Below are 12,450 nucleotides of genomic sequence, written 5' to 3'. Positions count from 1 at the left end.
ATGAGAAAAATGACTCAGGTTCAGAGCGGCATTTTGCCCGAACATTGCCGTTTCGCCATTTACATTGAAGCGAAAGCTCAGGGCGACCTGGATGCGCTCAGGCAGGGCTGCCGTGCATTTGTGGCCGCATTAAACGATATGCAGCAAAAATTCCCCGCTGAACATGTGGGTGCGGTCGTGGCTTTTGGTCACGACGTCTGGCGCGACCTGTCCGGTAATCAGGGCGCAGACGAGCTGAAAAACTTTGAGCCGCTGGGCAAAGGGCTGGCTCCGGCCACGCAGCGCGACATGCTGCTGCACATTCAGTCATTGCGCCATGATGTTAACTTCGCACTCGCACAGGCCGCCCTGAAAGCGTTTGGCGGTGCGATTGCGGTGCAGGAAGAAACTCATGGTTTCCGGGCCCTCGAAGAACGTGACCTTAGCGGTTTTGTCGACGGCACTGAAAACCCGAAAGCCGACGCCCGCGCCCAGGTTGCCATCATTCCTGAAGGTTCTGTGGATGCAGGTGGCAGCTACGTGATGGTTCAGCGCTGGAAACATAATCTGGTGCAATGGGAACGTTTCTCCGTGCAGCAGCAGGAAGAAGTGATTGGCCGCACGAAGGACACCGACGAAGAATTGGATCCGGAAACGCGCCCTGAAACTTCCCACGTCAGCCGTGTGGATCTGAAAGAAGACGGCAAAGGCCTGAAAATACTCCGCCAGAGCCTGCCTTATGGCACCGCCAGCGGCGAGCACGGCCTGTATTTCATCAGCTATGCCGCGCGTTTATGGAACATTGAGAAACAGCTGCTCAGTATGTTTGGCGATCTGGATGGCAAACGTGACGCGATGCTGCGTTTCACCCGTCCGGTGACCGGCAGCTATTTCTTCGCGCCGTCCCTGACCCGTCTGGCTGCACTGTAAGTTCTCTTTGCCGTAAGCTCTCTGTGCTGTAAAAAATATGCGTTCAGCGCGTCCGTTTCCGGGCGCGCTTTATTCCTTCCCTTCGTGTTTCTCCCTGCGTTTGTTAATGCCTTATAGCTTTTCATGCTTGAAAATCACCAAATGGTATATAAAACCGTTACAGCCTGAACCTCAGTTATAAATACACTGTGTGATATTGAGCGGCTTTTTTGACGCCGCATATCGGTTCATTCACCTGAGGCTGAGCATGAAAACGACGGATTTTGCTGGAAATTTGCTGAAAGGTTCGCTGGCTGCATTGTTGCTGACCAGCGGGGCGGCGTCTGCCACCGAATTGCTGAACAGTTCTTACGACGTTTCCCGCGAACTTTTTGCCGCGCTGAATCCGCCTTTTCAGAAACAGTGGGCAGATCAGAACAACGGCGACAAGCTGGAAATCAAACAGTCGCATGCCGGTTCATCCAAACAGGCGCTGGCCATTTTGCAGGGTCTGAAAGCCGACGTGGTGACTTACAACCAGGTGACGGACGTCCAGATCCTGCATGACAAAGGCAATCTGATCCCCGCTGACTGGCAAAGCCGTCTGCCGAATAACAGTTCCCCGTTTTATTCCACCATGGCGTTTCTGGTGCGCAAGGGAAATCCCAAAAACATCCACAGCTGGGATGATTTAGCCCGTCCCGGCGTCGCTCTGGTGTTCCCGAATCCGAAAACGTCCGGCAATGGCCGTTATACCTATCTCGGTGCATGGGGCGCTTACAATATTGAAGACAACAAAAATACCGCACAAACCCGCGCGAAAATGGCGAGTTTCCTCAAAAACGTGCAGGTGTTTGATACCGGCGGTCGCGGTGCAACAACGACGTTTGTGGAGCGCGGTCTGGGCGATGTGTTAATCAGCTTCGAATCCGAAGTGAACAACATCCGCAAGCAGTATGGCGATGACAAATACGAAGTCATTGTGCCGAAGGTCGACATTCTGGCGGAGTTCCCGGTGGCCTGGGTCGACAAAAATGTCGAGAAAAACGGCACGGAGAAGGCAGCAAAAGATTATCTGAATTACTTGTGGAGCCCTCAGGCGCAAAAAATCATCACCAGTTTTAATTACCGCGTGTATGACAAAACGGCGATGTCGGCGGCAAAAGGGCAGTTCCCGGACACCAAACTGTTCAAGGTTGAGGACCAGTTCGGCGGCTGGCCACAAGTGATGGAAACCCATTTCAGTACCGGCGGTGAGCTGGACAAACTGTTAGAGCAAGGTCACCAGTAATGTTGTTGACGAGCAAACGCGTATTACCCGGATTTACCCTGAGCCTCGGCAGCAGCCTGCTGTTCGTCTGTCTGGTGTTATTGCTGCCTCTGAGTGCGCTGGTGATGCAGCTTTCCCAAATGACGCTGGCGCAATACTGGGATGTCATTACCAATGGTCAGGTGGTGGCGGCGTATAAAGTCACGCTGCTGGCGGCGGGCGTAGCGAGTATTTTCAACGGTTTATTCGGCATGCTGATGGCCTGGATCCTGACGCGTTATGAGTTTCCGGGCAAAAGCCTGATTGATGGCCTGATGGATTTGCCGTTTGCGTTACCGACCGCCGTGGCCGGTCTGACGCTGGCCGGGCTGTTTTCCACCACCGGTTTTTACGGCCAGTGGCTGGCGCATTTTGATATCAAAGTGGCCTACACCTGGCTGGGTATCGCCGTGGCAATGTCATTTACCAGCATTCCGTTTGTGGTGCGCACCGTGCAGCCGGTTCTGGAAGAACTGGGGCCGGAATATGAAGAAGCGGCCGAGACACTGGGCGCATCACGCTGGCAGAGTTTTCGCCGCGTAGTGTTGCCGGAAGTGATGCCTTCGCTGCTGGCGGGCACGGCGCTGTCGTTCACCCGCAGTCTGGGGGAATTTGGCGCGGTCATTTTCATCGCCGGAAACATTGCCTGGAAAACGGAAGTAACCTCGCTGATGATTTTCATCCGCTTGCAGGAATTTGATTATCCGGCGGCCAGCGCCATTGCGTCGGTGATCCTTGCGGCGTCGCTGCTGTTGCTGTTTGCGATTAACACCTTACAGAGCCGTTATGGCCGTCGTCTGGGAGGCCAGTAATGTCTGATATTCCGGCTTTTGCAGGCGAAACCCGCCAGCGTATCGACTGGGTTAAATGGCTGCTTATCGGCACCGGCGTGCTGATTTGTGTTCTGCTGCTGGTGATCCCGATGTTCAGCATTTTTGTGCTGGCGTTTTCGGACGGCATCGCGGCGGTCTGGAAGAATTTGTCAGATTCCGACATGTTGCATTCCATCTGGCTGACCGTGCTGATGGCGCTGATCACCGTGCCGGTTAACCTGATTTTCGGCACGCTGCTGGCCTGGCTGGTGGCGCGGTTTAACTTCCCGGGGCGTCAGTTGCTTCTGACGCTGATCGACATCCCGTTTGCCGTCTCGCCTGTGGTGGCCGGTTTGCTATATCTGCTGTTCTACGGCACCAACGGCCCGCTCGGCGGCTGGCTCGATGCGCACAACATTCAGTTTATGTTCGCGTGGCCGGGCATGGTGATGGTGACGATTTTCGTGACCTGTCCGTTTGTTATCCGTGAGCTGGTGCCGGTGATGCTGAGCCAGGGCAGCCACGAAGATGAGGCAGCGGTGTTGCTCGGGGCGTCCGGCTGGCAGATGTTCCGCCGCGTGACGTTACCCAATATCCGCTGGGCTTTGCTGTACGGCGTGGTGCTGACCAATGCCCGTGCGATTGGCGAGTTCGGTGCCGTGTCGGTAGTGTCCGGTTCTATCCGTGGCGAAACCTACACGTTGCCTTTACAGGTTGAATTACTGCATCAGGACTATAACACTGCGGGCGCGTTTACTGCCGCCGCGCTGCTGACCCTGATGGCGATTGTCACACTGTTTCTGAAAAGCGGCCTGCAATGGCGTCTGAAGCGCCACAACGACCGTCTTGAGCGGGAGGAAAATCATGAGCATTGAAATTAACGGTATCAACAAATACTTTGGCCGCACGAAGGTGCTCAATGATATTTCGCTCGATATTGCTTCCGGTGAGATGGTTGCGCTGCTCGGGCCATCCGGTTCCGGCAAAACGACGCTGCTGCGCATTATCGCCGGTCTGGAGAACCAGAGCGCCGGTCGCCTGAGTTTCCATGATAAAGACGTGACCCGCGTGCATGCCCGCGATCGTCAGGTCGGTTTTGTGTTCCAGCATTACGCACTGTTCCGCCACATGACGGTGTTCGACAATATTGCCTTTGGCCTGACTGTTTTGCCGCGTCGCGAGCGTCCGAACGCCGAAGCGATTAAGCAGAAAGTGACAAAATTGCTGGAGATGGTGCAGTTAAGCCATCTGGCAAACCGCTATCCGGCGCAGCTTTCCGGTGGTCAGAAACAGCGTGTTGCGCTGGCGCGTGCGCTGGCCGTCGAACCGCAAATTCTGCTGCTCGATGAACCGTTTGGCGCGCTCGATGCGCAGGTGCGTAAAGAACTGCGCCGCTGGCTGCGTCAGTTACATGAAGAGCTGAAATTCACCAGCGTGTTCGTGACTCACGATCAGGAAGAAGCCATGGAAGTGGCGGATCGCGTGGTGGTGATGAGCCAGGGCAATATTGAGCAGGTAGGCGCGCCGCAGGAAATCTGGCGTGAACCGGCGACCCGCTTCGTGCTGGAATTCATGGGCGAAGTGAATAAAATCAGCGGCGACATTCGTGGCTCACAGCTGTATGTGGGCGCACATCACTGGCCGCTGGAGAACCCGCCGCTGCATCAGGGCGCGGTGGATTTGTTCCTGCGTCCGTGGGAGATGGAAATTACCGCCCAGAGTACGCCACGTTGCCCGCTGCCGGTGAAAGTACTGGAAGTCAGCCCGCGTGGTCACTTCTGGCAGCTGATTGTGCAGGCCGAAGGCTGGCATGACGAACCGCTTTCCGTGGTACTTTCTGATACTCACGGCAACGCGGCTCCGCAGCGCGGCGATCGTTTTTATGTCGGCGGGCTGAACGGACGCCTGTATGCGGGCGATCAGCCGCTACAACCCGTTGCGTTAGCGAAGAGCGCCTGATATTTTTTAATCAGCAGGTTTCTCCGGGCGGTCTCTGAGCCGCCCTTTTTATCGTCTGATATCTCTTTATGTAGTTTTTATCAGTTCATAGTTCGTTTTGATATAAGGCAAGCCCCGTGAGTACGCTCGAACATTACATCGGTAATACACCGCTGGTGAGATTACAGCGATTACCCAAAGATCTGGACAGTGAAATTTGGGTCAAGCTGGAAGGCAATAATCCTGCCGGTTCGGTCAAGGATCGCGCTGCGCTGTTTATGATTGAACAGGCAGAAAAGCGTGGTGAAATCCGTCCGGGCGATACGCTGATTGAAGCGACCAGCGGAAATACCGGGATCGCGCTGGCCATGATTGCCGCGCTCAAAGGTTATAAGCTGAAATTGCTGATGCCGGAAAATATGAGCCTGGAACGGCAGGCGTCAATGCGCGCCTATGGCGCAGAGCTTTTGCTGGTCAGTCGTGCGCAGGGCATGGAAGGCGCACGCGATCTGGCGCTGGAAATGGAAAAGCAGGGGCTGGGTAAGGTGCTGGATCAGTTTAATAATCCGGATAACCCGCTGGCGCATTTCACCACCACCGGCCCGGAAATCTGGCAACAAACACACGGGCGCGTCACGCATTTTGTTTCCAGCATGGGCACTACGGGCACAATCACCGGCGTCAGCCGCTTTTTGCGCAGCCAGCATGCGGGCGTGCAGATTATTGGTCTGCAACCGGCGGAAGGCAGCAGCATTCCGGGCATCCGCCGCTGGCCGCAGGCGTATCTGCCCGGCATTTTCAATCCTGAGCTGGTGGATGAAGTGATGGACATGGGGCAGGGCGAAGCAGAAGACACGATGCGCGCACTGGCGCGTGAGGAAGGGCTCTTTTGCGGCGTGAGTTCGGGCGGCGCTGTAGCAGGCGCGCTGCGCGTTGCCAGAAGCCATCCGGGCAGCGTGGTGGTCGCGATTATCTGCGATCGCGGCGACCGTTATCTCTCGACGGGCGTTTTTTCTGACTAAGAACTCCTGACGTAAAGCGTGGTCACATTTAACAGGCAGGCCTTTGCGCCTGCCTTTTGCTTTCTGTTAAACGCTAACAGATTGATTTTAATCTTCTATAATAGTGATAGCGTAAAACACGTTACCTTTATTCCTTACACTCGGGTTTCTGCGGGATGAAATTCTGTCAGAGACTGTGTAAAAAAAGAGTAAAAGCGGCTGCGTAATGCAGGCTTAGTGGTAAAAATGACCAAAATTTTAGCCAGGCGGAAATAAAGAATGAAAATTTTGTTAGTCGATGACGATCTTGAATTAGGCACCATGCTCAGTGAATACCTGATCGCAGAAGGTTTTGACGCCTCTCTGGTGCTGACCGGTAAAGCGGGCGTGGAAGGCGCGATGTCTGGCGAATATACCGCAATGATCCTCGACATTATGCTGCCGGATATGAGTGGTATTGATGTACTGCGTCAGGTGCGCAAAAACAGCCGTCTGCCGATTATCATGCTGACGGCCAAAGGCGACAATATTGACCGCGTGATCGGCCTGGAAATGGGCGCTGACGATTATATGCCAAAACCGTGCTATCCGCGTGAACTGGTGGCGCGCCTGCGTGCGGTGCTGCGTCGTGTTGAAGAGCAGCAGGAGTCGCATTCTGATTCCTCATCGGTTAACTACGGCGACCTGACGCTGAATCCGGCGACCCGCAGCAGCGAATGGCGCGGTGTTCCGTTTGACCTGACGGCTTCAGAATTCAATCTGCTGGAACTGCTGCTGCGTTCGCCTGAACGCGTGGTGTCCAAAGATGAGCTGTCGGAAAAAGGTTTAGGGCGTCCGCGTGAAGCTTACGACCGCAGTATTGATGTGCATATCAGTAACATCCGTCAGAAACTGGGGTCACTGGAAGGTGGCGATATTCTGACTATTGAAACGGTGCGAAGCATTGGCTATCGAATCCGCTAAACGTCTGCGCGGAAGGTTGTTCTGGAAAATCCTCCTGGGATTCTGGTTTACCTTCGTGGCAATCACTCAGGGGCTCTGGGTGGTTTTTGCTTTCTATAATCCGCATGAACCGCCGGAAAGTGGCATTGCCCGGCGCTTTGTAAAGCTACAGATTACCTCGGCAGTTTCCACGCTCCATTCCGGGGGCCTGCCCGCGCTAAACGCCATGATGGCCGACTGGCCGGAAGATGATCGTCAATTCTTCTCGGTAACGCCTTCACTGCTTCCTGCGCAAGGCAGCACGATACAGGATCTGGAGCCGGGTAAGATACCACATGAAGTGGTGGAGTTCGTGCAAGGGCCGGACGGTCAAGGTTACAGGCTTCGTTACGACGTCGCCGGGCTGATGGACGAGTACCGGCCAAGAAGACACCGGGAATTGCTGAACATGCCGCCGCCGTTGCTCTGGCTGGGCGGGTTAGGCGGTCTGTTATTCAGTGCGGTTCTGGCCTGGAATCTGACAAGACCGATGCTGCAAATGCGTAAAGCGTTCGGGCGGGTTGCACAGGGCGATTTATCGGTGCGTCTGTTTTCCAGTATGGGCAAACGGCACGATGAGTTGTCCGAGGTGGCGCGTGATTTCGACTCGATGGCAGAACGCCTGCAGGTGCTGGTTAAAGCGCGTGAAGAGCTGTTGCACGATGTTTCGCATGAACTGCGTTCTCCTCTGGCCCGTTTGCAGCTGGCGATTGGTCTGGCGCGGCAAAACCCGTCTAACGTTGAAACTTCTCTCAGCCGTATTGAGCATGAAGCGGGGCGTCTGGATAAGATGATTGGCGAACTGCTTGCGCTGTCGCGAACGGAAAACAGCGAAATCCCGGACGAAGAGTATTTTGATATGTACGGGCTGGTGGAAGCGGTCGTCAATGATGCCCGTTACGAAGCACAATTGCCGGGCGTGAATATCACGATGCACCCGGAAGTTCCGGATGAAATGGATTATACCGTGAAGGGCAATGCTGAGCTGATGCGGCGCGCGGTCGATAATGTGGTGCGTAATGCCCTGCGTTTTTCCGCGCGCGGGCAGACCATCGGCGTTTCTCTTGCACAGGTTGAAGAGTATTTACAGATTGAAGTGGCCGATCAGGGGCCGGGCGTGGAAGAGGATAAGCTGTCGAGTATCTTTGACCCGTTCGTACGCGTGAAATCACCGCTGTCTGGCAAAGGTTACGGCCTGGGGCTGGCGATTACCCGCAAAGTGATGCTGGCACATGATGGCAAAGTGGATGCCCGTAATGCGCAACCTCACGGGCTGGTGATCAGCCTGATGGTGCCGCACTGGAAATCCGCTTAATAATTCGAGCCGCAGAGATTCAGTTAGTAACAGGCAATAAAAAACGGCGCTGATTAGGCGCCGTTTTTAACTTCTCGCTGAACGAATTACTTCTTGATGCGGATGATTGGGGTTTCGCCCACAGTCACGCTACCCGTCAGTTTAATCAGCTCTTTGATCTCGTCCATGTTAGAGATAACAACCGGAGTCAGTGTAGACTTCGCTTTCTCTTCCAGCAGGGCCAGATCAAATTCGATTACCAAATCGCCTTTCTTGACGCGCTGACCTTCTTCGGCGATACGTTTGAAGCCTTCGCCTTTCAGTTCAACGGTGTCGATACCGAAGTGAACAAACAGTTCAATGCCACTGTCGGATTCGATTGAGAAAGCATGGTTAGTTTCGAAGATTTTACCGATAGTCCCGTCAACCGGAGCAACCATTTTGTTGCCCGCAGGTTTGATAGCAATACCGTCGCCTACGATTTTCTCAGCGAAAACAACGTCAGGCACGTCTTCTATGTTGACAATTTCACCAGACAGCGGCGCCACGATTTCAATGATGCCAACGTCTTTTTTATCATCCGAAACCAATGATTTCAGTTTATCGAACAAACCCATGATCTTCTCCTAAGCATTAATTTGGGCAGCTATACCAGCATCGCGCAATTAGCAGAGTGTTTTTTCTTCAATGAACTTGTTAACCAGGTTCATCAACTCTTGCGCCGTAGGTTGGGCCAGGGCCTGATCTGCCAGCGCTTTCACATCTTCGAAGTTTGTATTGCGAATAATTTTCTTGATGCGTGGGATAGAGATAGCACTCATGCTGAACTCATCTAACCCCATGCCCAATAGAAGAAGTGTAGCACGTTCGTCACCGGCTAGCTCGCCGCACATCCCTGTCCATTTACCGGCAGCATGAGATGCGTCAATAACTTGCTTAATTAAACCAAGTACTGACGGAGACATTGGGTTGTAAAGATGAGAAATCAGCTCATTACCGCGATCCACAGCCAAAGTATACTGAGTAAGATCGTTTGTACCAATACTGAAGAAATCGACTTCTTTCGCCAGATGATGAGCAATCACAGCCGCAGCCGGAGTTTCAACCATCACGCCCACTTCGATCGTTTCATCGAATGCCTGGCCTTTTTCGCGCAGTTCAGCTTTCAGCATTTCGAGTTCTGCTTTCAGTTCACGCACTTCTTCAACAGAAATGATCATCGGGAACATGATGCGCAGTTTGCCGAACGCAGAAGCACGCAGAATACCTTTCAGCTGGTCGTGAAGAATTTCTTTACGGTCCAGACAGATACGAATTGCACGCCAGCCCAGGAACGGGTTTTCTTCTTTTGGCAGGTTCATGTACGGCAGGTCTTTGTCACCGCCGATGTCCATGGTACGTACGATAACTGCCTGTGAGCCCATCGCTTCAGCAACGGCTTTGTATGCCTGGAATTGCTCTTCTTCGGTAGGCAGGCTGTCACGGTCCATGAACAGGAATTCTGTACGATACAGGCCGACACCTTCAGCGCCATTGCGCTCTGCACCGGCGACGTCGCGCACGGTACCGATGTTGGCACAAACTTCAACCTGATGACCATCCAGCGTAATTGCTGGCAAATCTTTCAGTTTAGTCAGTTCGTCTTTTTCTGAAATGTACTGGTTCTGAACGGCTTTCAGCTCATCAATAACGTCTGCTGTCGGGTTCACATAGATTTTATTGTTTACAGCGTCGAGGATCAGATAGTCATCATTTTTGACTTGTTTGGTCACGTCGCTGGTCCCTACTATTGCAGGTAATTCCAGGGAACGCGCCATGATCGAGGTGTGAGAAGTACGGCCACCCAAATCGGTAATGAAGCCCAGAACCTTGTTCAGGTTCAGCTGCGCGGTTTCTGACGGCGTCAGATCGGTCGCTACCAGGATAACTTCGTCCTGGATTGAGCTCAGATCAACGATGGTCATGTCGAGAATGTTGCGCAGAAGACGTTTACCGATGTCACGCACGTCAGCCGCACGTTCTTTCAGGTATTCATCATCAAGCTCTTCCAGGGCTTTCGCCTGACCTTCAATGACAGAGTAAGCCGCCGCATCCGCAGAAGCGTGCTCGTCTTTGATGAGGGCTATGATTTCCTGTTCAAGCTCTTCGTCTTCCAACAACATGATGTGGCCTTCGAAGATGGCTTCTTTCTCTTCACCGAAGGTCTCACCGGCTTTGGTCTTGATCACTTCCAGCTGGGCTGATGCTTTCGCACGGCCAGCAAGGAAACGTTCAACTTCCTGATCAACCTGATCAGGAGAGATTTTTTTCCGGTTGATGACAATTTCATCTTCTTTCAACAGAAGTGCTTTGCCGAAAGCGATACCGGGAGATACTAAAATGCCTGAAATCATAACCCTACCTTTCTCTTGACTGGTTTAAACTATATAAGAGCGGCTGTTGTTACTCGAGCTCTGCCATCAGTTTTACCAAGTGTTCAACGGCTTTTTGCTCGTCTTCACCTTCAGCTGAGAGGGTCACAACGGTACCTTGGGTCAGGCCCAGAGTTTGCAGTTTGAACAGGCTTTTAGCACTGGCGCTTTTACCGTTTGAAGTCACGGTGATGTCAGAAGCAAAACCTTTGGCTTCTTTCACGAACTGTGCAGCAGGGCGAGTGTGCAGACCATTAGGAGCGGTAATAGTAACTTCTTGCTGGAACATTGTTGTTTCCCCAACTTATTAAAGTAATGTTGTGGGACTAAAGTTTAGCTTATAGGCTTCACTTTAGCCTGTAGAGATTAGCGCCTGACTATGGTTCAGGGGCAGGTTCAGATGCAACAGAAAAGAGAAAATAGCGCACTCAGCGATAAAACACTTTGCCCTAGATCCAAGCTTTCCTGTTATTCCGCCATTATGCCGTTTTTTTCCCTCATGTAACAAATCGATAAATCGATTCAGCGGGCGGCGTCATGGATGCGATTAATTTCACGCAGCGAAATAATTGTCCGGTTAAATACTAAACCTGGCGCGTAAAATCAATGATGGAGTGGTATAAACTTTGACGTAGCCCACAAAAAAGCACCCCGAAAGGTGCTTTTTTAATCGCTTTTAAGGATGTGGCATTATTGTTGCAATTCTTTTTCCGTAAACAAATCTGCAAACAATGCGGTACTCAGATAGCGTTCGCCGGAGGATGGCAGGATAACGACGATAGTCTTATCGGCAAATTCCGGTTCTTTTGACAATTTCACGGCGGCTTCAACGGCTGCACCGGAAGAAATCCCCGCCAGTATGCCTTCTTCTTCCATCAGGCGACGTGCCATCTGGATTGATTCGTCATTAGTGATCAGCGTGACGCGATCCAGCAGTTCCAGATCCAGGTTGCCCGGAATAAAACCGGCACCGATACCCTGAATTTTGTGCGGGCCTGGTTTTACTTCTTCGCCATTCAGTGTTTGAGTAATTACCGGAGAATCGGTTGGCTCAACGGCTACCAGCGTGACGCTGCTTTTTTTACTTTTCAGATAACGGCCAGTACCTGTGATAGTGCCGCCGGTGCCGACACCTGCAATCAGCACGTCAACCGCGCCATCGGTATCTTCCCAGATTTCCGGGCCGGTGGTTTGTTCGTGGATCGCCGGGTTTGCCGGGTTGCTGAACTGCTGAAGGATGAGGTAACGATCCGGATCGCTGGCCTGAATTTCTTCGGCTTTCGCAATCGCGCCTTTCATGCCTTTCGCGCCTTCTGTCAGAACCAGGTTTGCACCCAGCGCTTTCAGCAGCTTACGGCGTTCAACGCTCATGGTTTCCGGCATGGTCAGCGTGAGTTTATACCCGCGCGCGGCTGCGACGTACGCCAGCGCAATCCCGGTGTTCCCGCTGGTCGGTTCAACCAGTTCGATATCCTTGGTCAGAATGCCGCGTTTTTCAGCATCCCAAATCATGTTCGCGCCGATGCGGCATTTCACGCTGAAGCTCGGGTTACGTGACTCGACCTTAGCCAGAATACGACCATTACCGATACGGTTCAGGCGAACCAGTGGCGTATGGCCAATTGTTAATGAATTGTCTTCATAGATCTTGCTCATAACCCGTCCTTTAACTGTATGAAATATTCACGGTGTGAAGCTTTCAACACTATGAAATTAGTGGGAATCAGAAAAGCATACGCGAACGGCTTTCCGAGTGAAGTAAGGTTTTGGTATTTGCTATACCGATCCGTTATTAAGAAATAAGTTTGGGATAAAA

Annotated in this window: 12 protein-coding genes; 8 read left to right on the top strand and 4 right to left on the bottom strand. The window is 52.7% G+C overall.

Going from position 1 to position 12,450, the window contains the following annotated elements:
• Nucleotides 1-9 precede the first annotated feature (9 nt).
• The 8 genes from GW579_RS08110 to GW579_RS08075 all read left to right on the top strand — a co-directional run bounded on the left by GW579_RS08110 (nucleotide 10) and on the right by GW579_RS08075 (nucleotide 8,244).
• A complete protein-coding gene (locus GW579_RS08110) occupies nucleotides 10-909 on the top strand; it encodes a Dyp-type peroxidase (protein ID WP_165058438.1) in 900 nt (299 codons plus the stop codon).
• A 247-nt stretch (nucleotides 910-1,156) separates the two neighbouring features.
• Nucleotides 1,157-2,179: a sulfate ABC transporter substrate-binding protein gene (locus GW579_RS08105; protein WP_152324521.1), complete on the top strand. Its 1,023-nt coding sequence runs from the start codon at nucleotides 1,157-1,159 to the stop codon at nucleotides 2,177-2,179.
• Nucleotides 2,179-3,009 (top strand): sulfate/thiosulfate ABC transporter permease CysT, encoded by an 831-nt coding sequence (gene cysT, locus GW579_RS08100; protein WP_101076275.1) that lies wholly within the window; start codon nucleotides 2,179-2,181, stop codon nucleotides 3,007-3,009. Before GW579_RS08105 ends, cysT begins: the two co-directional genes overlap by 1 nt.
• Nucleotides 3,009-3,884: a sulfate/thiosulfate ABC transporter permease CysW gene (gene cysW, locus GW579_RS08095; RefSeq protein WP_165058436.1), complete on the top strand. Its 876-nt coding sequence runs from the start codon at nucleotides 3,009-3,011 to the stop codon at nucleotides 3,882-3,884. Before cysT ends, cysW begins: the two co-directional genes overlap by 1 nt.
• Nucleotides 3,874-4,968 carry a sulfate/thiosulfate ABC transporter ATP-binding protein CysA gene (gene cysA, locus GW579_RS08090; protein WP_165058434.1) on the top strand — a complete coding sequence of 365 codons (1,095 nt, stop codon included), beginning with the start codon at nucleotides 3,874-3,876 and terminating at the stop codon, nucleotides 4,966-4,968. The genes cysW and cysA overlap by 11 nt, the downstream gene beginning before the upstream one ends.
• A gap of 116 nt (nucleotides 4,969-5,084) precedes the next feature.
• Nucleotides 5,085-5,969, top strand: coding sequence for a cysteine synthase CysM (gene cysM / locus GW579_RS08085; protein WP_152324518.1), 885 nt, complete (start codon nucleotides 5,085-5,087; stop codon nucleotides 5,967-5,969).
• 258 nt (nucleotides 5,970-6,227) lie between these two features.
• Entirely contained in the window at nucleotides 6,228-6,911 is a 684-nt protein-coding gene (locus GW579_RS08080; RefSeq protein WP_101076260.1) for a response regulator transcription factor, read from the top strand.
• Complete coding sequence (locus GW579_RS08075; RefSeq protein ID WP_152324517.1) at nucleotides 6,892-8,244, top strand: HAMP domain-containing sensor histidine kinase; 1,353 nt, start codon at nucleotides 6,892-6,894, stop codon at nucleotides 8,242-8,244. Before GW579_RS08080 ends, GW579_RS08075 begins: the two co-directional genes overlap by 20 nt.
• A gap of 86 nt (nucleotides 8,245-8,330) precedes the next feature.
• On the opposite strand, the gene crr is transcribed toward GW579_RS08075, so the two are convergent.
• The 4 genes from crr to cysK form a co-directional block, all read right to left on the bottom strand.
• Entirely contained in the window at nucleotides 8,331-8,840 is a 510-nt protein-coding gene (gene crr / locus GW579_RS08070; RefSeq protein WP_152324516.1) for a PTS glucose transporter subunit IIA, read from the bottom strand.
• A gap of 48 nt (nucleotides 8,841-8,888) precedes the next feature.
• Nucleotides 8,889-10,616: a phosphoenolpyruvate-protein phosphotransferase PtsI gene (gene ptsI / locus GW579_RS08065; RefSeq protein WP_152324515.1), complete on the bottom strand. Its 1,728-nt coding sequence runs from the start codon at nucleotides 10,614-10,616 to the stop codon at nucleotides 8,889-8,891.
• A 49-nt stretch (nucleotides 10,617-10,665) separates the two neighbouring features.
• The gene (gene ptsH / locus GW579_RS08060) at nucleotides 10,666-10,923 is read right to left on the bottom strand and encodes a phosphocarrier protein Hpr (RefSeq protein ID WP_013574433.1); all 258 of its coding nucleotides are present in this window, start codon (nucleotides 10,921-10,923) and stop codon (nucleotides 10,666-10,668) included.
• A gap of 401 nt (nucleotides 10,924-11,324) precedes the next feature.
• Nucleotides 11,325-12,290 carry a cysteine synthase A gene (cysK, locus tag GW579_RS08055; protein ID WP_152324514.1) on the bottom strand — a complete coding sequence of 322 codons (966 nt, stop codon included), beginning with the start codon at nucleotides 12,288-12,290 and terminating at the stop codon, nucleotides 11,325-11,327.
• Nucleotides 12,291-12,450: the final 160 nt, after the last annotated feature.

Source organism: Rahnella contaminans, from assembly GCF_011065485.1.
In the GTDB taxonomy this organism is placed as follows: domain Bacteria; phylum Pseudomonadota; class Gammaproteobacteria; order Enterobacterales; family Enterobacteriaceae; genus Rahnella; species Rahnella contaminans.
The sequence above is the reverse complement of the archived record's forward strand: the minus strand, read 5'-3'. Positions and strand labels throughout refer to the sequence as shown.

Coding starts and splice junctions, on each gene's coding strand:
- GW579_RS08110 (WP_165058438.1), top strand. CDS start 10: ATGACTCAGGTTCAGAGCGGCATTTTGCCCGAACATTGCCGTTTCGCC.
- GW579_RS08105 (WP_152324521.1), top strand. CDS start 1,157: ATGAAAACGACGGATTTTGCTGGAAATTTGCTGAAAGGTTCGCTGGCT.
- cysT (WP_101076275.1), top strand. CDS start 2,179: ATGTTGTTGACGAGCAAACGCGTATTACCCGGATTTACCCTGAGCCTC.
- cysW (WP_165058436.1), top strand. CDS start 3,009: ATGTCTGATATTCCGGCTTTTGCAGGCGAAACCCGCCAGCGTATCGAC.
- cysA (WP_165058434.1), top strand. CDS start 3,874: ATGAGCATTGAAATTAACGGTATCAACAAATACTTTGGCCGCACGAAG.
- GW579_RS08080 (WP_101076260.1), top strand. CDS start 6,228: ATGAAAATTTTGTTAGTCGATGACGATCTTGAATTAGGCACCATGCTC.
- crr (WP_152324516.1), bottom strand. CDS start 8,840: ATGGGTTTGTTCGATAAACTGAAATCATTGGTTTCGGATGATAAAAAA.
- ptsI (WP_152324515.1), bottom strand. CDS start 10,616: ATGATTTCAGGCATTTTAGTATCTCCCGGTATCGCTTTCGGCAAAGCA.
- ptsH (WP_013574433.1), bottom strand. CDS start 10,923: ATGTTCCAGCAAGAAGTTACTATTACCGCTCCTAATGGTCTGCACACT.
- cysK (WP_152324514.1), bottom strand. CDS start 12,290: ATGAGCAAGATCTATGAAGACAATTCATTAACAATTGGCCATACGCCA.